At 47.8% G+C, this 23,423-nt stretch carries 24 protein-coding genes; 16 read left to right on the plus strand and 8 right to left on the minus strand.

Translation table 11 applies throughout. The features are described from left to right. Positions 1 to 4: 4 nt before the first annotated feature. Positions 5 to 1,123: a UDP-galactopyranose mutase gene (gene glf / locus NIES2104_RS22885; RefSeq protein WP_059000556.1), complete on the minus strand. Its 1,119-nt coding sequence runs from the start codon at positions 1,121 to 1,123 to the stop codon at positions 5 to 7. Positions 1,124 to 1,587: 464 nt separating this feature from the next. Between glf and NIES2104_RS22890 the strand changes: the two genes are divergently transcribed. Further along, positions 1,588 to 2,547, plus strand: a complete 960-nt coding sequence (locus tag NIES2104_RS22890) for an O-methyltransferase (RefSeq protein ID WP_059000557.1) — start codon at positions 1,588 to 1,590, stop codon at positions 2,545 to 2,547. 99 nt (positions 2,548 to 2,646) lie between these two features. Then, the gene (locus NIES2104_RS22895; protein ID WP_059000558.1) at positions 2,647 to 2,928 is read left to right on the plus strand and encodes a hypothetical protein; all 282 of its coding nucleotides are present in this window, start codon (positions 2,647 to 2,649) and stop codon (positions 2,926 to 2,928) included. 56 nt (positions 2,929 to 2,984) lie between these two features. Here NIES2104_RS22895 and NIES2104_RS22900 read toward each other — a convergent pair whose 3' ends face one another. From NIES2104_RS22900 to psbD, 3 genes are all read right to left on the minus strand, one after another. Further along, positions 2,985 to 3,653, minus strand: coding sequence for a hypothetical protein (locus NIES2104_RS22900; protein ID WP_059000559.1), 669 nt, complete (start codon positions 3,651 to 3,653; stop codon positions 2,985 to 2,987). A 135-nt stretch (positions 3,654 to 3,788) separates the two neighbouring features. After that, positions 3,789 to 5,171: a photosystem II reaction center protein CP43 gene (gene psbC, locus NIES2104_RS22905; protein ID WP_059000560.1), complete on the minus strand. Its 1,383-nt coding sequence runs from the start codon at positions 5,169 to 5,171 to the stop codon at positions 3,789 to 3,791. After that, positions 5,155 to 6,213, minus strand: a complete 1,059-nt coding sequence (psbD, locus tag NIES2104_RS22910) for a photosystem II D2 protein (photosystem q(a) protein) (RefSeq protein ID WP_059000561.1) — start codon at positions 6,211 to 6,213, stop codon at positions 5,155 to 5,157. The genes psbC and psbD overlap by 17 nt, the downstream gene beginning before the upstream one ends. Positions 6,214 to 6,579: 366 nt before the next feature. Between psbD and NIES2104_RS22915 the strand changes: the two genes are divergently transcribed. The 5 genes from NIES2104_RS22915 to NIES2104_RS22935 all read left to right on the plus strand — a co-directional run bounded on the left by NIES2104_RS22915 (position 6,580) and on the right by NIES2104_RS22935 (position 11,565). Then, entirely contained in the window at positions 6,580 to 7,146 is a 567-nt protein-coding gene (locus NIES2104_RS22915) for a photosystem I assembly protein Ycf4 (protein WP_059000562.1), read from the plus strand. A 121-nt stretch (positions 7,147 to 7,267) separates the two neighbouring features. After that, positions 7,268 to 8,074, plus strand: a complete 807-nt coding sequence (locus NIES2104_RS22920) for a peptidylprolyl isomerase (RefSeq protein ID WP_059000563.1) — start codon at positions 7,268 to 7,270, stop codon at positions 8,072 to 8,074. Further along, the gene (locus NIES2104_RS22925) at positions 8,075 to 9,187 is read left to right on the plus strand and encodes a beta-ketoacyl-ACP synthase (protein WP_059000564.1); all 1,113 of its coding nucleotides are present in this window, start codon (positions 8,075 to 8,077) and stop codon (positions 9,185 to 9,187) included. A 14-nt stretch (positions 9,188 to 9,201) separates the two neighbouring features. Further along, the gene (locus tag NIES2104_RS22930; protein ID WP_059000565.1) at positions 9,202 to 10,737 is read left to right on the plus strand and encodes an FAD-dependent oxidoreductase; all 1,536 of its coding nucleotides are present in this window, start codon (positions 9,202 to 9,204) and stop codon (positions 10,735 to 10,737) included. A 3-nt stretch (positions 10,738 to 10,740) separates the two neighbouring features. Then, complete coding sequence (locus NIES2104_RS22935) at positions 10,741 to 11,565, plus strand: SirB1 family protein (protein WP_059000566.1); 825 nt, start codon at positions 10,741 to 10,743, stop codon at positions 11,563 to 11,565. On the opposite strand, the gene NIES2104_RS22940 is transcribed toward NIES2104_RS22935, so the two are convergent. After that, positions 11,562 to 11,999: an SRPBCC family protein gene (locus NIES2104_RS22940; RefSeq protein WP_059000567.1), complete on the minus strand. Its 438-nt coding sequence runs from the start codon at positions 11,997 to 11,999 to the stop codon at positions 11,562 to 11,564. The two genes, NIES2104_RS22935 and NIES2104_RS22940, sit on opposite strands and share 4 nt — an antisense overlap. 376 nt (positions 12,000 to 12,375) lie before the next feature. Here NIES2104_RS22940 and NIES2104_RS22945 point away from each other — a divergent pair, with 376 nt between their 5' ends. After that, positions 12,376 to 14,100 (plus strand): mechanosensitive ion channel, encoded by a 1,725-nt coding sequence (locus NIES2104_RS22945; protein WP_263971019.1) that lies wholly within the window; start codon positions 12,376 to 12,378, stop codon positions 14,098 to 14,100. A 153-nt stretch (positions 14,101 to 14,253) separates the two neighbouring features. Then, positions 14,254 to 14,997: a cell division ATP-binding protein FtsE gene (gene ftsE, locus NIES2104_RS22950; protein ID WP_059000568.1), complete on the plus strand. Its 744-nt coding sequence runs from the start codon at positions 14,254 to 14,256 to the stop codon at positions 14,995 to 14,997. Between the two features lie 16 nt (positions 14,998 to 15,013). Here the strand turns inward: ftsE and NIES2104_RS22955 are convergent, their stop codons facing one another. Then, positions 15,014 to 15,205, minus strand: coding sequence for a DUF2949 domain-containing protein (locus NIES2104_RS22955; RefSeq protein ID WP_059000569.1), 192 nt, complete (start codon positions 15,203 to 15,205; stop codon positions 15,014 to 15,016). A gap of 271 nt (positions 15,206 to 15,476) precedes the next feature. Here NIES2104_RS22955 and NIES2104_RS22960 point away from each other — a divergent pair, with 271 nt between their 5' ends. Together NIES2104_RS22960 and NIES2104_RS22965 are read left to right on the plus strand one after the other, a co-directional pair. Beyond that, the gene (locus NIES2104_RS22960; protein WP_202815107.1) at positions 15,477 to 16,376 is read left to right on the plus strand and encodes a glycoside hydrolase family 19 protein; all 900 of its coding nucleotides are present in this window, start codon (positions 15,477 to 15,479) and stop codon (positions 16,374 to 16,376) included. A gap of 87 nt (positions 16,377 to 16,463) precedes the next feature. Then, on the plus strand, positions 16,464 to 17,246 hold the full coding sequence (locus NIES2104_RS22965) for a YdcF family protein (RefSeq protein ID WP_059000570.1): 783 nt from the start codon (positions 16,464 to 16,466) through the stop codon (positions 17,244 to 17,246). A gap of 211 nt (positions 17,247 to 17,457) precedes the next feature. Here the strand turns inward: NIES2104_RS22965 and NIES2104_RS22970 are convergent, their stop codons facing one another. After that, a complete protein-coding gene (locus tag NIES2104_RS22970; protein WP_059000571.1) occupies positions 17,458 to 17,820 on the minus strand; it encodes a single-stranded DNA-binding protein in 363 nt (120 codons plus the stop codon). 263 nt (positions 17,821 to 18,083) lie between these two features. Between NIES2104_RS22970 and NIES2104_RS22975 the strand changes: the two genes are divergently transcribed. The 5 genes from NIES2104_RS22975 to NIES2104_RS22995 all read left to right on the plus strand — a co-directional run bounded on the left by NIES2104_RS22975 (position 18,084) and on the right by NIES2104_RS22995 (position 22,551). Beyond that, a complete protein-coding gene (locus NIES2104_RS22975; RefSeq protein WP_059000572.1) occupies positions 18,084 to 19,085 on the plus strand; it encodes a rod shape-determining protein in 1,002 nt (333 codons plus the stop codon). Positions 19,086 to 19,181: 96 nt separating this feature from the next. After that, positions 19,182 to 20,027 (plus strand): rod shape-determining protein MreC, encoded by an 846-nt coding sequence (mreC, locus tag NIES2104_RS22980; RefSeq protein ID WP_059000573.1) that lies wholly within the window; start codon positions 19,182 to 19,184, stop codon positions 20,025 to 20,027. Next, positions 20,024 to 20,584, plus strand: coding sequence for a rod shape-determining protein MreD (gene mreD / locus NIES2104_RS22985; RefSeq protein ID WP_059000574.1), 561 nt, complete (start codon positions 20,024 to 20,026; stop codon positions 20,582 to 20,584). Before mreC ends, mreD begins: the two co-directional genes overlap by 4 nt. A gap of 353 nt (positions 20,585 to 20,937) precedes the next feature. Next, the gene (locus tag NIES2104_RS22990) at positions 20,938 to 22,026 is read left to right on the plus strand and encodes a beta-galactosidase (RefSeq protein WP_072218237.1); all 1,089 of its coding nucleotides are present in this window, start codon (positions 20,938 to 20,940) and stop codon (positions 22,024 to 22,026) included. A 60-nt stretch (positions 22,027 to 22,086) separates the two neighbouring features. Beyond that, the gene (locus tag NIES2104_RS22995) at positions 22,087 to 22,551 is read left to right on the plus strand and encodes a hypothetical protein (protein ID WP_059000576.1); all 465 of its coding nucleotides are present in this window, start codon (positions 22,087 to 22,089) and stop codon (positions 22,549 to 22,551) included. Between the two features lie 338 nt (positions 22,552 to 22,889). Here NIES2104_RS22995 and NIES2104_RS23005 read toward each other — a convergent pair whose 3' ends face one another. Continuing rightward, positions 22,890 to 23,333: an anti-sigma regulatory factor gene (locus tag NIES2104_RS23005; protein ID WP_202815108.1), complete on the minus strand. Its 444-nt coding sequence runs from the start codon at positions 23,331 to 23,333 to the stop codon at positions 22,890 to 22,892. Positions 23,334 to 23,423: the final 90 nt, after the last annotated feature.

Below are 23,423 nucleotides of genomic sequence, written 5' to 3' on the forward strand. Positions count from 1 at the left end.
GGTTCTAGTGACGAATTGCGACTTCAAGCACTTGCTTCTGAACCAATTGCTGATAAAGCGTAAGTGCCTGAGCAATCACCTGATCCATGTTGTAGTACTTATAAGTTGCTAATCGCCCCACAAAATGGACATCAGGGGTTGAATCAGCTAGAGCTTTGTACTTTTTATAGAGTTCGGTATTCTCCGGACGCGGAACCGGATAGTAAGGATCGCCCTCAGCACGGGGAAATTCGTACACAATGCTCGTCTTTGAGTGCTCTTGCCCAGTGAGATATTTAAACTCAGTAATGCGAGTGTAAGGGTGCTCGTTGGGATAGTTTACGACGGGTGCAGATTGATACACTGGACAGTTCAGAGTCTCATGTTTGAACCGGAGCGATCGATAAGGCAGAATGCCGAATTGATAGTCGAAAAATTCGTCAATCGGACCTGTGTAGATCATTTCTCGATACGGAATGATCGGCTGAATCTCGCGATAGTCTGTGTTCAACATGACTTTGATGTTTGGATGCGCCAACAAATTTTCAAACAAGCGCGTATACCCGTGTAGCGGCATTGCCTGATAAGTATCGGTGAAATAGCGATCGTCGCGATTGAGCCGTGTCGGAACTCTAGCCGTCACTGATTTATCGAGTTCTGAAGGATCGATGCCCCATTGCTTGCGCGTATAGTTCCGAAAGAATTTTTCGTAAAGCTCACGCCCAACTTTACTGACCACTACGTCTTCGGAGGTGCGGATATAGTCTTTCGGTTCAGCGACCGTATCAAAAAACTGCTTTAGCTCGAAGGCATTTAAGTTAAGCCCGTACAGTCGATTAATCGTATCGAGATTGATCGGGATCGGGACGAGTTGCCCTTCAACGCTGGCACGAACTCGATGTTCATAAGGTCGCCACTGCGTGAAGTTTGATAGATACTCAAACACCTCGTGAGAGTTGGTATGAAAGATGTGCGGACCATATTTATGAATCAGGATGCCATCTTCGTTGTACTGATCGTAAGCGTTACCGCCGATGTGATTACGACGATCGCAAATTAAAATTCTCTTTCCCGCCTGACTTGCCAAACGTTCTGCAAGCACACTACCTGCAAACCCCGCACCAACAATTAAGTAGTCAAACATTCTAGCCTTATGGGTAAGAAGACTGCGTTACTTTGATTTCTGTCCTAGTGACTTACTACAATGTGCAACAAAAATTTTACAAGTCGAAGACAGCGGAGCAATGATTTCAACTAACAAGAAACCATGTAGTCAAACAAACCTTAAAAATGCCCCCGATCTCTGATCCGTTCTACCAAACTTGAGCAGTTAGATTGCTGATGAAAGTAATAGTTGATACCTTGTTACTTACAAAATTGATCATGAACAATTTGCTGATATCTTGTCAGAAGTACTCACAAACGTCAGAATGCAATTTTTTAGAGTGACATTGATTTAGAACAGTAAGCTTGGTATTTCACTGCTGCCTCTACCCTAAGATATAGCCTCGCGAACAGGAACAATTCTGAGCATCATTCTGTTGATAGATAGACTTTTATAGGGGTATCCCGAAAGAATAGAATCCAAGCTTTCTCAGCGAGAAGATCATGCCTATTAACGTTGAGTACGAAACATTTTACTCAGTTCAAGAACTGTCTCAAATTCTGCATACAACTGATGAGGAAGTCATCGCGCTTTTAACAAGTGGAAGTTTTAGAAGTGATGAGATACAAGGAAGATTGCACCTCAATAAAGGCGATTTGGAGAAATTTTTTGACCACTATTTCGCTGTAAAAGGTATCTCAGACGACAGGCAATATCGAATTCCAAAATACTTAAAATCTTCACCTGAACCTTGGGCGAATACATTGAGTCAAATGTATGAAAAGAAGGTCAATTGCCCCGCTTCTATCTCACCAGAGCAAGGCGAATTCTTAAAAAGCCTCGTTGCTAACATCAATCCGAGTACTGTTGTAGAAATCGGTTGTTTTACGGGAGTTTCTACGATTTGGATGGCAGCAGGGTTAGAGCAGATTGCGAGTTCAGCGGTGATTCACGCGATCGACTTATTCGATGAAATTTTGCCGTGGATGCCCACTCGCCACGGTTGCTTACTTGATCCTTATAGCTATGCGACTGAGCGCGTTGCTGAAGCTCAGCTTTCCCATCGCATCAAGTTCCATAAGATGAACTCGATCGAGGCTGGGCATCGTCTAGATCAAATTGTCGATCGACCGATTGACTTTCTGTTTATCGATGGCGATCACACAAGACAAGGCTGTCTAACAGATTGGATGCTATTTTACCCGCAGGTTAGTGTGGGTGGATATATTGTGCTACACGACATCTATCCAGAACATTGCGGCTGGGAAGGTCCTAGATATGTCTTAGATGAGTGCATTAAAAACAATCATCAGTTTGCCATGACTGAGATTAAGACGAGTCCCTGCAATTTTGGGATGGCGATCGTTCAAAAGTTAGCAGATTCCCCTGTCCCTTCACCCTCGGTGCAACAAATTCCATTGATGACAAAACTACTCAAAAAGTTAAGTCTTCAAGCAAAATAGCGAATTTCGACAGAAAGAATGCAATTCTTCTGAGAGACGACGCGATCGCTGTGGATTGACTACACTGCTGAGCATCCTTGCAACTCTAGAGTAGTCATCATGAAAGCAACCGCAGAACCAACCTTGTTCGATCGCTTCTTCCGTGACCCAGAAGGCAACATTGTCATTGCACAAAAGCCGAATCTGCCAATTCTGATTTGGGGGGCAACGACGGCACTTCAATTTCTCAACTTTGGCGGTAAATTTCAGACCGGGCTGGAACTAGTTTCTTTCGGAATATTATTCACATGGGCTTGGCTGGAAATTTTCCAGGGTGTGAATTACTTCCGTCGCTCATTAGGTCTCGTAGTGCTAGTTGGAATGCTCGCACTTAGTCTTTAATCCTAAAAAAACGATCGCGCTCAGTCTTCTGTAACGCGATCGTTTTTTATTTGAAATTAATCCGAAGTCGTTTCAACCGAAACCATCGCTAACGCAGTGCCTGCCTGAACTCGGACTTCTAAATCCGCATCTTGGGTTAATTGATTTAGCAGAGCGACAACTTGGTCGATCGCTTGCCCTTGTTTTGCCAGTTCTCCCAGTTCAACTGCAACCGACAATCGCACCAAATGATCGGAATCCGTTGCTTGATGCTGGAGTTGGCGCAGTCGATCATCAAAATGATCGAGCTGTCCGACTTCATCAATCACTGAGTAAGCATGATGTGCTTCGGGCTTAGACTCGATCAACAAATCCGAGTCCACCACATCCGAAATTCTCAGCGATGTTGCTAAAGAGATTTCGGGTTCAGCGATCGGCATCATTGGCGGAACTGCGATCGTCGAAACTTCAGAAGCCTTTTGTGGATGGGAAGCCTCGATCGATTCCTGCTCAGAGACTGGAGAACCCATTGAGACTTCAGGAGATTGAACCGGAGCTTCAACAGGCTCGGAGCGTTCAGAATCCAAATCCGGTTGCAATCTTGGCTGATCGGCTTCTTGAGATTTTGCCTCTTGTACGGTCTTAAAGGATTGCGGTTGTGGCTTTAATTTCGTGTAGGTGCGGGCAGCGGCACTGATGGCACCCGCGATCGCAGCAATTACTGTCAAAAATAGTGCAATAGTCATTCTTCTTTACGCTTCAAATTCAATGCTTCTATTGGACAGCAATTGATCTGAGCGAAACATCTGACTTGATGAAGACTTTTTCCAAACAAAAAGCCCCCGCACGAGGCGGAGGCTTAAAGAGGATTTGACTAAAAATTAGTCAAGGTTCGGCATCGACAACACGGGTTCAGTTTCGCGATCGATTCCTTTCTCGAAGCCTGCAACTGCCGCACGTGCGCGACCTGCATGCCACAAGTGACCGACCAAGAAGAAGAAGCCCATGATGAAGTGGAAGCTTGCCAACCAAGCACGGGGGTTCACATAGTTGAACGAGTTGATTTCCGTTGCAACACCACCCACCGAGTTGATCGAACCCAAAGGTGCGTGAGTCATGTACTCAGCCGCACGGCGAACTTGCCAAGGCTGAATATCGTTCTTGATCTTGTTCAGGTCAAGACCGTTCGGACCCCGCAGCGGTTCCAACCAAGGACCCCGGAAATCCCAGAAGCGCATGGTTTCACCACCGAAGATGATTTCACCAGTCGGCGAGCGCATCAGGTACTTACCAAGACCCGTCGGACCTTGAGCAGAACCCACATTCGCACCCAGCTTTTGGTCACGAATCAAGAAGGTCATTGCTTGCGCTTGTGATGCCTCAGGACCCGTCGGACCGTAGAACTCACTGGGGTAAGCGGTGTTGTTGTACCAAACGAAGATAGAAGCGATGAAGCCCATTAAGGACAATGCGCCCAAGCTGTAGGACAGGTAGGCTTCACCTGACCAGACCAATGCACGACGCGCCCAGCCAAACGGTTTGGTCAAGATGTGCCAGATACCGCCTGCAATACAGACGATTCCAACCCAGATATGACCGCCCACGATGTCTTCGAGGTTGTCTACGCTGACGATCCAGCCTTCACCACCGAAGGGAGCCTTGGTGAGATAGCCGAAGATCTTAGCAGGGTTCAGAGTCGGGTTCGTGACCAAACGGACATCACCACCACCGGGTGCCCAAGTGTCATACAAACCACCGAAGAACATTGCTTTCGCAACCAACAACAGCGCACCTGCACCCAACAGGATCAAGTGATAGCCGATGATGTTGGTCATTTGGTTCTTGTCTTTCCAGTCGTAGCCGAAGAAAGACGAGTACTCTTCAAGGGTTTCAGGTCCGCGAACTGCGTGGTAGATTCCACCCAAACCGAGAACGGCAGAGGAAATCAAGTGCAGAACGCCCACAACGAAGTAAGGGAAGGTGTCAATCACTTCACCACCCGGTCCCACACCCCAACCTTGGGAAGCCAAGTGAGGCAGCAAGATCAGACCTTGCTCGTACATCGGTTTTTCGGGGATAAAGTGCGCGACCTCAAACAAGGTCATGGCACCCGCCCAAAACACGATCAGACCAGCGTGGGCGACGTGAGCACCCAGTAATTTACCAGAGAGATTGATTAAACGAGCATTACCAGCCCACCAAGCGAATCCAGATGATTCTTGGTCGCGGTTGCCTGCAAATGAAGGATTAGAGAGCGTTACCACGGGGGAGAACCTCTTCAGGGAATACAAAGTGTTCATGCGGCTGATCCTGAGATGCCATCCACGCCCGGATGCCCTCGTTCAGCAAAATGTTCTTCGTGTAGAACGTTTCAAATTCCGGGTCTTCGGCTGCACGTAACTCTTGCGAGACGAAGTCATACGCCCGCAGGTTCAAGGCAATCCCGATGATGCCCACCGATGCCATCCACAGTCCGGTGACCGGAACGAACAGCATGAAGAAGTGCAACCACCGTTTGTTACTGAACGCAATCCCGAAGATCTGCGACCAGAAGCGGTTCGCGGTCACCATCGAGTATGTTTCTTCCGCTTGTGTCGGGTTGAACGCCCGGAAGGTGCTCGACCCATCGCCGTCTTCAAACAAGGTGTTCTCCACCGTGGCTCCGTGAATCGCACACAAGAGTGCACCACCGAGAATGCCCGCGACTCCCATCATGTGGAACGGGTTCAGGGTGAAGTTGTGGAAGCCTTGGATGAACAGAATGAAGCGGAAAATAGCAGCGACACCAAAACTCGGTGCGAAGAACCACGAGGATTGTCCGAGTGGGTACATCAAGAAGACCGACACGAATACGGCGATCGGTCCGGTGAACGCGATCGCGTTGTAGGGACGAATGCCGACGAGGCGGGCGATCTCAAGCTGACGCAGACAGAAGCCAATCAGACCGAACGCGCCGTGTAGGGCGACGAAGGTCCAGAGTCCGCCAAGTTGACACCAGCGGGTGAAGTCGCCTTGCGCTTCGGGTCCCCAGAGCAGCAGCAAGGAGTGTCCTAAGCTGTCCGCGGGAGTGGAAACGGCAACGGTGAGAAAGTTACAGCCTTCGAGGTACGAGGAGGCGAGTCCGTGGGTGTACCAGGAGGAAACGAAGGTGGTGCCGGTCATCCAGCCGCCGAGTGCCATGAACGCACAGGGGAAGAGCAGGATGCCAGACCAGCCGACGAAGACGAATCTATCGCGTTTGAGCCAGTCGTCGAGGGCATCGAAAATGCCTCTCTGCGCTGGTGCGCGACCTACTGCGATGGTCATGAATCAAAATCCTCTAGCTTTACTAAAATTGCGAGCTGTCTAGAGTGAACGAGTTTATATGTCTACTCATAATAGGAGAAATTAAGAAATTTACAAACCGATACGTGAAATCTCAGCTAAATTTTTTTGAACTTTTCTGCGATCGCGAGTTGAGCCACGGATTTCAGCGTTTCTGTTAAAAACTCACTTCCTGAGAAAGTTCAATTGTCAATAAGTATCTATACTTATGTTTACGCTCACGATACGAAGCGTTGTAGGGAGTATACTGATGAGTGTTGTTTTTAAGATTGTAGAACGCTCTGGGACACGGTTCGGGAGCGATCGACAAAGTAGAAAGTTTTGAAATTTTTTAGGTAGTCAAGCGCTATGGCGACAGAAACCACGTCTTCAGAAAATCTCGTTTTACGACAGTCGGTGTTGGGGGCGCGGCGGTTTAGTAACTATTTTTGGGCGACGATTGTTTCGATCGGGGCAATGGGATTTTTCCTCGCCGCAATTTCGAGCTATACCAAGGTGAATTTGTTGCCGTTCTCTGATCCGACTCAGCTTTTATTCGTTCCGCAAGGGATCGCCATGGGCTTTTATGGAACCGCTGGATTGCTTTTAGCAAGCTACTTGTGGTTATCGATCGTTTGGGATTTGGGCGGCGGATACAACGAATTCAATAAGGAAACCGGGGAAGTGAAGATCTTTCGCTGGGGGTTTCCTGGAAAGAATCGACGGGTAGAGCTTGATCTCAAAACCTCGGATGTGCAAGCGGTGAAAGCGACGTTGAGAGAGGGTGTGAATCCACGTCGATCGCTTTATCTCAGAGTCAAAGGAATGCGAGATATTCCTTTGACTCGAGTGGGGCAGCCGATGACACTGGCAGAACTGGAAAATGAAGCGGCAGGACTGGCTCGATTTCTCAGTGTGCCGCTCGAAGGACTGTAAACTCTAATCTTTAAGACGAAACGAGGTTTGTAGAGGAGAATTCTACAAGCCTTTTTTTGTCGATTCATCTCGGCAATTGTGCGTAAGATGTTAGATGGTTTGTTGGAATAGGTATCTAGAAATGCAGACAAAACTCCAGAATTGGCTAGTGTGCCTTGTAATCGTCTCGATGTTTGCTCTTGTGGGATGTAATGGAGAGCAGGGAACCTCGGCTGCACCCACTGGATCGCCTACTCCAAGTGCTTCCCCGACGGCTTTAGCAACTCCGTCTCCTCAAGCGGGTGTGTTGCCGCGATTGGAAGGAAAAGCGACTGTGGTGATGACAGTGAAGGGTTCGCCGATCACGATGGAAATCGATGGCACGAATGCACCGATCACAGCCGGAAATTTTGTTGATTTGGTGAATCGGAAAGTGTATGACGGATTGGTTTTTCACCGAGTCGTGAGAGAGCCACAGCCGTTTGTGGTGCAGGGAGGCGACCCGCAGAGTAAAGATCCGAATGTGCCGATCGATCGTTTAGGAACTGGCGGATTTATTGATCCAGCGACAAAGCAGGCGCGTGATATTCCGCTAGAAATTACGCCTCAGAATGCGAAAGAGCCGATTTACAGTCGAACCTTTGCGGAAGCGGGGGTGAATGTGCCGCCGAGATTGAAACATACTCGTGGAGCGGTGGCGATGGCTCGATCGATGAATCCCGATTCGGCTTCTTCTCAGTTCTATGTTGCTTTAGCAGATTTGCAGTTTCTTGATGGAAACTATGGGGTGTTTGGCTATGTGACTCAGGGAATGGAAGCGGTGGATAAGATTCAACAGGGCGATCGCATTGAGTCCGCGACTGTGACAAAAGGAATTGAGAATTTGAAAACGGGTGGGGCTACGAGTTCTACCGCGAGTCCGTCTCCGAGTCCAACCACTTCGCCTTAGATGAATGTTGCGGTTACTGGCATTGGATTGGTTTCAGCGTTAGGAGATCTAACGCAAACTTGGGAAAGGTTGGTAGAAGGGCGTTCAGGCGTTCAGCTCTACCAGCCTTTTTCGTCGTTGGAGCCGAAACCGATCGCATTAATCGGAAAGCATCCCGCAGAGATTTTCAGTTTGACTCGGCAAGTGGTTTCAGATGCGGTGAATGATGCTGGATTAGAAATTCCATTGTTTGACTGTGGCGTTGTGGTGGGGTCGAGTCGGGGAAATCAGGCACAGTGGGAACGATTCACGACCGGACAGGGGGATCTTGCAAACTGGTTGAAGACTTTGCCGAATGGGAGCGCGATCGAGACGGCTCAATTGATTCAATCTCAAGGGATTGTTTTAGCTCCGATGGCAGCTTGTGCAACGGGACTTTGGGCGATCGCACGAGGAGCCGAACTCATTTGGAGTGGGCAGTGTGAGCGGGTGATTTGTGGAGCGATCGAGGCTCCGATTACGCCGTTGACGCTGATTGGGTTTGAACGGATGGGAGCGCTGGCGAAAGATGGAGCGTTTCCGTTTGATGTCGATCGACAAGGGTTAGTGTTGGGCGAAGGTGGCGCGGTTTTTGTGTTGGAATCAGAAGAATTGGCGCGACAACGAAAGGCGAAAATTTACGGGCGAGTTTTGGGATTTGGGCTGACCGCAGATGGATATCATGTCAGCGCACCAGAGCTGGGAAGTCGAGCGGCGATCGCGGCTATGAATCAGTGTCTTAAGCGCAGTGGTTTAACGGCAGATCAAATCGATTACATTCACGCGCATGGAACGGCGACACAGTTAAACGATCGTAATGAAGCGCATCTGATTCAACAGTGTTTTTCTCACTCGGTTTGGATTAGTTCAACGAAAGGGGCAACCGGACACACGTTAGGGGGATCGGGAGCGTTGGGAGCGGCGTTTTGTTTGATGGCGTTGAAGCATCAGACTGTGCCGCCGAATGTCGGGATTAGACGTAGCGAATTTGGGATTGCGATCGCACAATCTGCGAAATCAGCAGACCTTGAGAATGTTTTGTGCTTTAGTTTTGGGTTTGGGGGACAAAATGCGATCGTGGCGTTCAGTCGATAAATTATGATGGGTGAATGTCAATCACTGAAGAAGTTTTAGCCAAAATTCCGGGAAGTCCACTGGAAGGGTTACGTCGAGTTGATGCTTTGTGGAAGGCATTGAGAGAAGAGACGATCCCCGTTCCAAATGTGGTCGATACTTGTGGTAGCGATTTAGACTCCGTCGATTGGGATATTGTCATCTGTGGCGGGACTTTAGGAATTTTGATCGGGGCTGCATTGGTTCGGAAAGGTTGGCGGGTGACGCTGATCGAACGTGGAATCCTGAAAGGACGTGAGCAGGAATGGAATATTTCACGACAGGAATTGAATACCTTCATTGAGTTGGGATTGTTGAGTGAAGAAGAGTTAGAAAATGCGATCGCAACTCAATTTAATCCCGTTCGAGTCAGCTTTTCTGAAGGCGCAGATATCTTTGTTAAAGATGTTTTAAACACTGGCGTTAATCCAGTTTATTTGTTAGAAAAACTGAAACAATTCTTTCTTGAAAATGGTGGAAATCTAATTGAGAATACGCCGTTTGAGAATGTAGTGATTCATCCGAATGGCGTTTGTGTAAATCGATCGATTACTGCTCGTCTGATGCTTGATGCAATGGGATATTTTTCGCCTGTTGTTCAACAAGCAAGACAAGGGAAAAAGCCCGATGGTGTTTGCTTGGTCGTGGGGACTTGTGCGAAAGGTTTTACTCAGAATGAATCGGGCGATTTGATTGCATCATTCACGCCGATTCAGAAACAGTGTCAGTATTTTTGGGAAGCATTCCCGGCACGAGATGGGAGAACGACTTATCTGTTTACTTATTTAGATGCAGATCGCGATCGCTTTTCGTTAGAAACTCTATTCGATGACTATTTCAAACTGCTACCTGAATATCAAAACATCGAACTCGATCAACTCGAATTCGTCCGAGCGTTATTCGGTTTCTTTCCCTGTTATCGTCAAAGTCCGCTCAAATTAGAGTGGGATCGAATTCTAGCCATTGGTGATAGTAGTGGCAGTCAATCACCACTTAGTTTTGGTGGATTTGGTGCAATGGTTAGACACTTAAAGCGATTGACGAATGGAATTGATGAGGCGCTACAGTCTGAAATGCTCAATTACTCGGCTTTATCTTTATTGCAACCTTATCAGCCGAATTTATCAGTGACTTGGTTGTTTCAGCGATCGATGAGTGTCGGTATGAATCAAAAAGCGACACCCGATCAAATTAATCAATTATTAGTTGCTGTATTTGCAGAAATGCAGCAATTAGGTGAGCCTGTTTTGAAGCCATTTTTACAGGACGTTGTGCAGTTTATTCCGCTGTCTCAAACATTGCTGAAGACGGGAATTTCTCATCCTGGACTGGTCTTAAAAATTATTCCCCACGTTGGGATCTTTGCTCTGCTAGATTGGATGCTGCACTATTTCAATCTGGCAGTTTTCAGTGCGCTTTATGCGATCGCTCAACATTTCAAGCCTCCTCTATCTCCTACACAGCAATACGTGTGGAATCGATGGGTAGACGCTTGGCAGTACGGCTCAGGAAACGATTACGTAGGATATTAAAGAATGGAATTCTCGCTGGCTCGACAACGGTTTTATCAAGAAGTGCGTCAAGAAGACGAAAAAATTGACTTAGAAAAAGCCGCGCTATATATCGCGCAAGAAGAATATCCAGACTTAGAAGTCGAGAAATATTTAAGCGCGATCGACAAAATGGCAGTGGAAATTCAAGCGAGACTTCCTGAAGAACCGTATCCATTACGAATCGTTCAAACGATTAATCAATATCTGTACAAAGAATTAGGATTCTGTGGAAATTCAGAAGATTATTACGATCCTCAAAATAGTTTTTTGAACGATGTCATCGATCGTAAAACGGGAATTCCAATTTCATTAGCGTTGTTGTATTTAGCGATCGCGAAACGGATTAATTTTCCAATGGTTGGGATCGGAATGCCGGGACATTTTCTGATTCGTCCGGTTGCGAATGACGAAATGGATATCTTTGTCGATGCGTATCACGATGGAGAAATTCTTTTTCCTCAAGACTGTCAAGATCGGCTCAATCAATTAGCGGGTCAACCTGTCGAAATGCGTCCTCAATTTGTGGAAGCAGTGACACCCAAACAATTTTTGGCGCGAATGTTGACCAATTTGAAAGGAATTTATTTGAACCAAGGCAAGATTGGAAAATGCCTGACTACGATCGAACGAATTCTGATTCTGTTCCCGGATACCCCGTTTGAACTGCGCGATCGCGGAATTATTTACTTTCAAACGCATCGCTGGATTGAAGCGCGTCAGGATTTAGAAAGCTATCTCGACAGCGTTCCGAATGCGAACGATCGGGATGTGATTCAGCAATTACTCGATCGCATCGAAGGCAACTAGCGCAACGTTTCCGCGACTCGCTTTAGACGACGAAGCTGTGCCTGCATATCTTCCTGCGTCCACTTTGCCGCGAATTGATTGAAGCCAAAACGAACGATCGGATTCGGAATCTCGAATTCAAACCGATTGAGTAAGCGCGTTCCTTTCTCTTCGGGGCTACACTCCCATCGATCGCGCCCCTTAAAAAAACCCTCGAATTGCCAAACAATTAAGCCGGGTTGCCGTTCTGCAACCACATTGTTCAGCGTCGGTTGCAGAACTGGGACTTGAATCACAAAACGGCTCTTGCTGCCGATCGCGGTTGACCATTGCTCGATCGGCTCACAGCGCAATGCCGGATTTAGCCAGCGGTGCATCAAATTCAAATCGGTAAAACATCGCTCCACATCGGTTGCACTCGCCTGAATCAAAATCGATTGCTCAAAAATCTCCATCAGTCTGCCTCCTAGAACACACCACTTATTTTTCTACACATCAAACAATTTGGGACTGAGATCACAAGACATCTCTCTCTGGAGTGAAGATAAATCAATTTAGGAAGTGGGATACTCGGCACAAACTTGTGCGATTCAGCAAGAAAGCGGGTTAAGCACGAGTTCCGCGCATTTATATTCTCGATCGATTCGCCAAGCACTTCATCGAAAGTTCAAAAAAGTGTTTCCAAGAGCTTTTCTCCAACGAGAGATACGAGTACTCTTAGGATGCAACCGTATTTTTCATGAGATCTGGCGGCTTGCGTTGAACAAATTCCATGGTTTTAACCCTGGGCGTTGTGAAAGGCAGGTGAAGCAATTTCTCTGAAAATCATGATTGTCATCTATCTACAAAAGCGATCGAGAAGCGCTTTATTTGAAAGCGAAAGGGGTTTATCAAAACACCATGAACGAGTTCTGGCAACATATTGAACCGTTGGGGGGAATGCGACTCACGAGGAATCTGGAGTTAGCTCAACTCCCACCCGGAGAAGCACCGTTTGGCTACATTCAAGGGGTCAACGTCGCGAATCTATTAATTCAGTTAGGCGGTGCGCTCCTAATCTTATTAATCGGAGCGCTGATTGCTGCGTTTGTGTCGAGTATCGTGCGCGGATTGCTGAAGAAAACCACGATCGATAATCGGTTGGCAGGTTGGGTTTCAGGCGGACGAGGACAGACAAATTTCAACGTCGAAGGATTGATCAGCTCGATCGTCTTTTGGGTGATCTTGATTCTGGCTGTGGTGGCAGCGTTGAACGTTTTGGGACTCAATACAGTCTCACAGCCGCTCAACAACTTTTTGAATCAAATTTTTGCCTTCCTGCCTCAGTTGGGTGCAGCGGCACTTTTAGCAGGGTTGGCTTGGGTCGTGGCAACGATCGCGAAAACGATCGTCGTTCGGACTTCAGAGTCATTCGGCTTGGATGAGAAAGTCTCTGATCCCAGCGATACCTCTCTGGGTGCAAGCTCATTCCGCCTCAGCGATACGTTAGGAAATGCAGTTTACTGGTTCGTTTTCCTATTTTTCTTACCGCTAATTTTGGGTGTTTTGAACTTGCAGGGTCCGCTCCAGCCCGTTCAAAACTTGCTGAATGATATTCTAAGTGCCCTTCCCAACATTATTAAGGCGCTGGCGATCGCGGCAATTGGTTGGTTTGTAGCGCGGACGGTTCGCGGTATCGTGACGAATTTGTTGGCGGCGATCGGAACCGATCAAATCGGTGCAAGAATCGGGCTGAATCGAGCAAGAGGCGGTCAATCGCTGTCCTGGATCTTAGGCACGATCGTTTATGTGTTGATTCTGATCCCGACCGCGACCGCAGCATTGGACGCATTGCGAATTCCTGCGATTTCTGGTCCTGCGACCGCAATGTTGAATCAGATCTTGAACGCGTTGCCGTTGATCTTTACCGCAGTTGCAATTTTAGCGATCGCGTTTGCAGTCGGTAAGTTTGTAGCGGATTTAGTCTCTAGCATTCTTGCGAGTGTTGGATTCGACAATCTGTTCTACTGGCTCGGACTTCAATCCGCGCCTCCTACGCCAACGGTTGCACCGGAGCAGTACAGCACTGAGTTTCAAACAGGTGAAACGATGCTGCAACCGGAAGGAAAGTCCGGAGTGCGATCGCCGTCTGAAATTGTCGGTGTAATCGTGCTTGTGGGCATTATGCTGTTTGCGACAGTCGCGGCGGTTGATGTTCTGGGTATCGGAGCCTTGGCTGCGTTAGTGGCTGGTTTGCTCGTGATTTCGGGGCGGATTTTGTCTGGATTGGTCGTATTTGCGATCGGCTTATATCTAGCGAATTTTGCTTATCGATTGATCACGAGTTCTGGCAGTCGGCAGGCGAACTTGTTGGGGCAAACGGCGCGAGTCGCAATTCTCGGATTTGTGGCAGCGTTGGCACTTCAGCAGATTGGCATTGCGCCAAACATTGTTAATTTGGCGTTTGGTCTATTGCTCGGTGCGATTGCGGTGGCGATTGCGATCGCGTTTGGTCTGGGCGGTCGTGACGTGGCTGGTGAACAGTTGCGCGAATGGTTGAAAGACTTTAAGCGTTAAACTAACGTTAAATTTCAATAAAGTGCGCTGGGTAAAATCCTCAGCGCACTTTTTGTATTAAGCCAATCAAAATCAATCTCCCGCGATTTCTCGGAGGAAGCAACTTCGATTCAGAGGTAAAAGAAGAGGGTTGATTTCCCGTGTCGATCGTTTATGACTCAGGTTCTGAATCGTCCACCGTCTGTCCCTACCCGTGATGAGTCTCAATCTAAGCCTGCTGAGGCGCTGATTCAACTCCGTCAGGTCAGCAAAACCTATTCAAACGGAAGCTCTGCGCTCACAGGCGTTTCGCTCGATGTGAAGGTGGGCGATTTTTTGTTTATCACAGGACCGTCTGGCTCTGGGAAATCAACCCTTCTTAAATTACTGTATGGGGCAGAACTGCCATCATCTGGGGAAATTTTGGTCGATCGACAAAATCCCGCTCGACTTCGAGGCAATCAACTCGCGTTTCTGCGTCGTCGAATCGGGGTTGTGTTTCAAGATTACAAACTGATCCCACGTCGAACGGTGTCGGAAAATGTTTCGTTTGTGTTGTGGGCGCAGGGTTATTCTCGATCGGAAATTCAACGGCGATTACAGCCCGCACTCAAAATGGTTGGATTAGTTCACAAAGCTGATAGTTTCCCAGAGGAGCTTTCCGGGGGAGAACAGCAGCGGGTGAGTATTGCACGTGCGATCGTAGGAACGCCGCCGATTCTTTTAGCGGATGAGCCGACTGGAAATCTAGATGCTGATAATTCTTGGCAGGTGATCAAGATTCTGAAAAAACTGAACCAGATCGGAATCACGGTTCTAGTAACGACGCACGATGAGAATTTAATTCGGTTAGCCAATCATCCAGTCGTACAGATTCGGAATGGACGGTTATATCAGGTTGCAGGAATGGGCGGATGAGATACCGCATCGGAATTTAGGCTTTCTCCAGCCAATCGAAGATTTGATCCAATTGGTTCAGGGTAATTAAGCCGTATTGCCAAAGCACCATCGGCAGGGGAGCGAGTTCAGGCTGACTGTGTTTCACGGCAAGATCGATCGCGGAAGTTGGAAGCGCCAGTTCTTCCCGAAGAAACTGAATTAAGTTCGATCGCTTTTTCGCTTCCATGTCGCTGCCCTGCTTTATGAGAATCAATTTAACTTATGTAAACAAATTCTAGCAATCTCGTAATCATCCAAAAGTTTAAGATTCTCCTCAGAAAGCGCGTCTCCTCTCTATCCTGAAAAATACGCACACGCTTTTTGAATTCTTCATGAGTTGCCTCGAAATTACGCAACCACTTCATCAAACCCGCTGGTTAACCTGAGAAAGTCAAATGTTTCGGCAGGAAATTAAGACTTGTTGAAACTGATTATTGATTTTCTGAGGAGATCGCAAAATGACAACGCTGCCGCAACTATTGATCTGGAGAAAGCAAGCAGTCGATCGCATTGGGCAATTAATCCTGAGCGGGACTACGAATGATCTTCAGCCGAATGATGCTCACGCAGATACCTTATTGCGGCAGTTAAGTAAGCTTCCGGCACGTCCTGGCGATCGCGCTCCTTACCAAGGCAGTTTCCCGAATGAACCTGTTAGCGTCGCTCGAATCAAAGCGGCGAACCGTTTGAGACAGTTAATTTTGAATATTCGGAACGCTGAGTTTCAACCGCAGGATCAAGCGATCGATAGCGCACTTCGCTTGATGTCATCTCTCCCTGCAAGAACCACTCAGAATCCTTACGCTGCACTATTTCCCACTACGCCACTTCCTGATCTCAGCATTGATCGAATTTTAGAGATTGCGCCGTATGCCGATCGCAGTCGAGTCACTTCCCTCTTACCGCATTTACTTCTGACAATGGCGCAGTCTCAGATTAATACTCCTCTGCGTCAGGCTCATTTTCTGGCTCAATTGATTCATGAATCTGGCTCGTTCAACTACCTTGAAGAAATCGATCCAGGTGACTATCTCGAAGGCAGAACCGATTTAGGCAATACCCAACCCGGTGACGGACGACGCTTTAAAGGTCGAGGTTTGATCCAAATTACAGGACGTACAAACTATCAGGCTTGTGGTGAAGCACTTGGAATTGATTTGATTCAAGCCCCGACTCGGTTAGCAGAATATGATTTAGCGTGTCTAAGTGCAGGCTGGTTCTGGTCGAAAAATCAGCTTAATCCTCATGCCGATCGCAATGATGTAGAACGAGTGACCCGAATCATCAACGGCGGATTAAATGGATTTGAAGATCGACAGTACTATCTTGCATCCGCAAGAGATGTTTTAAGCGTTTAACGAACGAATGCGATGCCTTTGGCACACGCGAACGTGACCGAGGTCTGAAGCAGAGATAGAATACTCACCGACCTCGATCGCAGTCTCATGTTTTTATTTCTTTCTAAACTGCTTCCTATTTTCATTTATCCGCTGGGTTTGAGTTGTCTCTTGCTCATTCTCGCGTTCATCTTGATTTGGAAAAAGCGATCGCGTTTAGCTCTGATCCCCATTACGCTCACCTTCCTCATTCTGTTTTTCAGTTCGAGCAGTTGGATTAGCAATGCGATCGTCGAATCATTAGAGTTTCAATACATCACTCAAGGTGAATTACCCACCGCAGATGCGATCGTGGTTCTCGGTGGTGCAACTGAATCGGCATTACCGCCGCGACCCTGGATCGAAATTAGAGAAGAAGGCGATCGCGTTCTTTACGCTGGAAAACTGTATCGCGATAAAAAAGCGCCTCGATTAATTTTGAGCGGTGGACGAGTCGATTGGCGACCGAGTAGCACTTCAGAAGCGGAAGACATGGCAATCTTGCTCGAAACAATGGGCGTTCCTCGATCGGCAATGCTACTCGAATCTCGATCGCTCAATACTCGCGAAAATGCGGTTTATTCTCAAGAAATTATGAAAACTGAGAAAATCCAGAAAGTTTTGCTAGTCACATCTGCCTTGCACATGCCTCGATCGATGTTGATCTTCAAAAAGCTGGGGATCGATGCAATTCCAGCCCCGACCGATTACACCTCTGTTCTAGGAAATCAATCGACCTTAGAAGCAACAATTCTCGATACGTTACCCGATGCAGACCAAATGCGGCGTACGTCTCGCGCTTTGAAGGAGTACATCGGGATCTTAGTGTATCGCTTGCGAGGATGGGCTTAGAGTATAAAAAGTCTCTTCGCTCTCGTTGCGCTCCCGCCCTGAAATAAATTTCGGGCTAACCGTGGAAAGTCTACTGAAGTAGACTAGGAGCGCATTTCAGATTCTTAGTCCATTTCAATGGACTTGCGCCGATTAGCCCGAAATTTATTTCAGGGCGAGTAATGCAACGAACGAAATCTTCCTAAAGAGAACAGCGCTCTCGAAGTTCAACCTAGAAATCTTCTTCATAAGCCGGAGCATCTCCACCTTCGTTATCGCGCTTCGAGCCGAGAAGCTGTAAGCGATCGACCAAAACCACAGGCGATGATCGCGCTGCACCCGAATTCTTGTCCGCCCAGGTGTCAAACTTCAGCGATCCCTTGATTCCGATCAAGCTGCCTTTGCGAACATAATTCGCGGCGGTTTCTGCCTGCTTCCCCCAGAGTTCGAGATTAAACCAATCGGGCTGATCGCTATTTTTGGTCGGTCGATTCACTGCCAGCGTCAAACGGCATTTGACGCTGCCCGACTCAAAATATTTCACATCGGGTTCACCGCCAACTCGTCCTACGAGCGTTACGACATTTAAGCTCATAATTCACCTGTACTATATTTATCGATCGCCTCCATATTAATCGATCTCCCGTATGGATCGAAGCCCAACGTTAAATTTGTTCTCTCAATCCGTATTTCTCCGCTTGAAACTTCTGGATTAGTCTAGACTCAGGATCGAAACTGTAATAAAATCCACTATCGATCAGCATCTTTGTGTGGCATTGCAATCTTCGGCGTACTCATTGCAGTTTAAGAGGCAGAAATCTAGTGGGTTTTTTCAATCGCTTCTCCCTTTCACGGGACATGGGTATCGATCTCGGTACCGCTAATACTCTGGTCTACGTATCCGGTAAAGGTATTGTTTTATCTGAACCCTCGGTAGTCGCGATCGACCAGGCAGAAAAAGTCCCTCTAGCCGTCGGTGAAGACGCAAAACGGATGCTGGGTCGGACACCCGGTAACGTCGTCGCTCTACGCCCATTACGGGATGGAGTCATCGCGGATTTCGACACCGCCGAGTTAATGCTAAAACACTTTATCCAGCGCGTTCATGAAGGAAAAGCGCTCGTTTCACCCCGCATAGTGATCGGAATTCCCAGCGGTGTGACGGGTGTGGAACGTCGGGCAGTGATGGAAGCGGCTTCGCAAGCAGGAGCGCGTGAAGTTTATCTGATCGATGAACCTGTTGCGGCTGCGATCGGGGCAGGCTTACCCGTGGCAGAACCGACCGGAAACATGATTATTGACATCGGTGGCGGCACCACTGAAGTCGCAGTTCTCAGCTTGCAAGGAACGGTTTTAAGCGAATCGGTACGGGTCGCAGGTGATGAATTAAGCGATGCGATCGTGCAGTACATGAAAAAAGTTCATAACCTCGTGATCGGGGAAAGAACTGCTGAAGAAATTAAGATTCAAATCGGTTCCGCTTATCCGAGTGCTGCTGATGAAGATGTGATGGAAGTGCGCGGCTTGCACTTGCTGTCAGGGTTGCCTCGAACCGTGACGATCAAAGGACCAGAAATTCGCGAAAGTATGTCTGAACCTTTATCGGTCATCGTCGATGCGGTGAAGCGGACTCTGGAGCGGACTCCTCCGGAACTTGCGGCAGACATTATCGATCGAGGAATCATGCTGGCGGGTGGTGGCGCACTGCTCAAAGGGATCGACACCCTGATCAGCCATGAAACGGGAATTGTCGTTCACGTCGCTGCTGATCCGCTCAGTTGTGTTGTGTTGGGTACAGGTCGTGTGTTAGAAAACTTCAAGCAATTGGAGCGCGTGTTTAGCACTCGTCCGCCTCGCTAAATTGTCCTGATTGGGCGCAACTGAGCGTGGAAGCTATATGTAGTCTCACAAGCCGTGAGATGGATAACAATGCCGTCTATTGCCTGAGAACGCCGAATGTACGAATTGCGCCGCTGGTGGGATCGATTTGGAATTCCATTTACTCTAGCCACCCTGGGATTAGGGACGGCTCTTTTGGTTCGTCAAACTCAAGCCGGGTTTGTGATGGAAACTTACCAGTGGCTCACTCGTCCATTTCAGGCGAAAACCCTGACTCCAGAACAGTTGGCGAATACGCAAAATGCCGAGTTACGTCAGCGCTTGATCGAGTTAGAAAGCAAGAATCAGAAATTAGAGGAATTGCTGGGATTGGCTCGATCGAAGAAAGTTGAAGGCTTTCCCGCTGCCGTGATTGGTCGCAGTGCCGATCACTGGTGGCAACAAGTCACTCTTGGACGCGGCTCAAACGATGGGGTCAAAGAAGGCGCTGTCGTGATGAGTCCGGGCGGTTTAGTCGGTCGTGTTACTCAGACTACACCTAGTAGCAGTCGCGTTCTCTTGCTGAGCGATCCATCCAGTCGTGTTGGAGTTGCGATCAGTCGCAGTCGATTTATGGGTTACTTGCGCGGTAAAACTGGAAATCGCGCCGTGATGGAATTCTTTGAAAAGGTTCCGGATGTGCGGAAGGATGATATTGTTACGACCTCTTCGTTTAGTCAGCTATATCCAGCAGGAATTCCGATCGGACGAGTAGAATCAGTAGATTTAACCAAAAGCCCTGCACCCGAAGCCACGATCGAGCTAACGGCTCCGATCAGCTACTTGGAATGGGCGATGATTTATCCGCATTCACCAGCACTAGCAGAACCACAACCCGCACCCAAGCCTGCGATTTCCCCGACTGCTTCACCCTCCCCGGATGCTTCTGTTTCACCGTCCCCTGACGCTTCGCCTACCCCATGACACTTCGTGCGATCGAAAATTTTGTAGATACTTACCCGATCGCCCGTCCCGTTCTGAATGGCGCGGTCACGGTAGCATCGGTCTGGCTTTGTCTCGTTTTGTTACCGCTCCGATTACCCGGAATGGAACTTGCGGGAATTAGCCCAAACTGGCTCTTAATTTGGGTTGTGGCTTGGAGCGTGAAGCGAGTCGTTTGGCAAGGTGCGATCGCGGGTTTAGTATTGGGACTGTTGCAGGATGGAATGACTGCGCCCGAACCGACTCACGCGATTGGATTAATGATTGTTGGCGCTTTGACTTCTAAATTGCAGAAGCAGAAATACGTTCAGGAAGATTTTATTTCAGTCGCGTTGATTGTGTTTTTGATGGCAGTCATTTCAGAAACAGTTACCGCAATTCAGTTTAGTTTTATTGGCGATCGCTCTCTTTCCGAAATTTGGACATATCACCAATTCGTTGCGCTAAGTTCCGCGATTCTCAGTAGCTTATGGGCACCTGTGGTTTACTTTCCATTGAATCGCTGGTGGGAAACAATGAGCGTTCCAGAACAGAATTAGAGCGTGGTTTAAAGTTTTTCGCTTCGTCCACTCCCGCCCCGAATTCTATTCCAGGGCGGGTCAGCAACGCAGTCGGAAGACTTCAAAATACACCCTAATTTTTCAACATCGATCGAAAGGCAGAGGGATTTACTTTCTCTGCTTTTTAGCGTTTAAAGATTTAGTGCATTTCTCAATCTGAGTATCATAATATACTTGCTTCTCCTGAGTCTTCTTTGACAAACTATTCCAGCGATTAAAAGCGAATGCACCTCATCATTCTTTGTATTGATTAGTGCATTCACTAAAGCGTTGCAATGTTTTTCCAGATCTATTCGGGTGTAGTGCTGAGTTCGTTATCATACTTCTCATTCATGAAATCTCATCGAGCCTCCCGAAATCTGACTCGTCGCCAGTTCACTTCGCTTTCGACTCTTGGCTTCCTCAACCTGATGGCAACCAGCGCAGGAGCAACGATCACTTTGCCGAATCTTGTCACTCCGTCGCGATCGCAACTTGGCACAACGTTCAGCCAACTCCAGTGTTGGTACCTTGGGCTAGATTACCGCGAAGCATTTCGGGAGATTTGCGATTTGGGCTTTGAGCGGTTACGACTGTGCGCGTACTGGCATGAACTTGAACCCAGACCGAAGCAGTTTGATTTCAGCACGGTCGATTGGCTACTCGAAGAAAGCGATCGACGCAATATCGAAGTCACGTTAGCAGTCGGGATGAAAGTGCCGCGATATCCAGAGTTTCATTTTCCTGACTGGATGCGATCGCGATACGACACGAAAACAGCACGAGTGATGGATCGCGATCCCGCCATTGCAGTTTTGACTTTGAGAATGCTCGATCGAGTTGTGAGCCACACTCGAAATGCTCCAGCGATCAAGTACTGGCAAGTTGAGAATGAACCATTTACGACGATCGAGATTACGCATGGTCGATCGCTTTCTGAATCGTTTGTGAGAAAAGAAGTGAAATTAGTGCGATCGCATTCTCGCCCTGATCAGAAGATTCTCTTGACGAATGCGATCACGCTTCCAGATGGACAAGGAGAAGAAGACGGTCAAGCCTTCAGAGCGAGTTTGTGGTTAGCAGATGCAGTCGGTTTCAATGTCTATACGAAAGTTCCTCAAGGGGCAACTCAGCAGTATATCGAAGCGCAATCGTCGTACTGGAAGAAATTGCAGGCTTGGCGATCGGACTTGAAACGCTGGGGCAAAGAAGGCTGGATTGCAGAAGCACAAGCAGAACCTTGGGAGCTTAATGAATTGGTTCCGGTATCTCAGATTGAGTATCCGAGTTCGTCACCGATTCAGGCATCAAGTATTGTCGATCGAGTTCAAGCGATCGGCTTTGATCCCGTTCTGTTGTGGGGCTGTGAATATTGGTACTGGCATCGCCGACAAGGGCGCGATCAGTGGTGGCTCGGAATGCGGCAACTACTCGAATCCTAAGGCAGTTGCTCATTAGAGTGGTTATCCTGAAACAGTCAGTATCTTGTCTCTTCAGTGTTCATGAGCAAGCCCGCTCCTCGCCAATCTTCTACGATCAAAATTCTCTGGAGAGTGATCAACCTGATCGGGTTAGCGATCGCTCTTTTTATCCCGATCGTGGATGATCAAACCTTTGGCACAATCAACTATCTAAACATTCTCTCCGTGATGCTGATGTTCCTACCCGGTGTGATTTTTCAAGCGGTTTCGACACCCGGAAAACTTCCTGGATTGTTTCTCTATGTGGGAGGACTTATCAGCCTTATCAGCTTGATTATTTATCTATTGCTAGAGGGGATCGGACTTGTATGGCTGAGAAAGAAGAGAAAAAATCTACGATCGCTCTTTCTGCTAACCATGAGCGGGATCGGTGTGTTTGCCATACTGTTTCTCTGGCAAGGACATCTCACTCATGGTGCCGCGATCATCGTTACTGCTTTGATTTCTAGCTTGGTTCTGGAGTTCGTTGAACTTGTTAACCGTTAGACCGTTCAATGTTCAGGTACTCAGACTCGGATTTCAGCGAGCAAAAGGCTCCAGTCGTTGGCTTTGGTGCTTGAAGATTGGGGAGCGTGGGCGGAGATGCGATCGCACTAGTGATCGGTTGCGCCAACAGTGTAATCAGACACGAGCAACCAGCCAACAAAAATAGCTCTAACCGTTTCGTTTTCATTCTTCTGCATTACGGGCAATCTGCTCTGCCAAGATAGCAAAATTTCGCGGCAATGATACGGTTTCGTTTCAAATCCCGTAACTCACGATCCCCAATGCGAAAATGCACGAATCATTTCAATTAGAAAGATTGACGGCAGAGAAAAGTAGTACTAGACTACTAATGGCAATCGGGCAGGATTGCGAACTTGCTTACAAAGTCTCAGTTCCGTGCCGTCGCGATTCCACTCAACTTGATCGAATACCTGGTACAGAATGTATAACCCTCGTCCAGATTCACCCTCATTACAAGGAAGATGCGCTTCTACTTCTTCTCGACAGCAGCACTCCGGCGCTTCAAATCCGGGTCCTTGGTCGGAAATAATCCACCAATACTCATCAGCGACCATTGAGAATTGAATTAAAACTTTCTTGCCAGGATCGAGGCAATTTCCGTGTTTAGCGGCATTGACGAGAGCTTCTTGTAATCCCAATCGAACTTCTGCTTTCCAGCGACTGGGAACTTTCGACAAAAGAAGGTCAAGAATCGGAATCAGATACAGCGTTGATGGAAAGCTGACCGTATTCCAATTGCGTCCAGCCGGACGAGGAGACATCGCAATCACTCAGAAAACCCCGTTGCTTTCAAATGGATCAACATACAGATCATTTAGCAATTGCACCTGGGAACACTTGGTTACTTCTGA

Origin of the sequence: Leptolyngbya sp. NIES-2104 (genome assembly GCF_001485215.1) — a bacterium.
Lineage (GTDB): Bacteria > Cyanobacteriota > Cyanobacteriia > Leptolyngbyales > Leptolyngbyaceae > Leptolyngbya.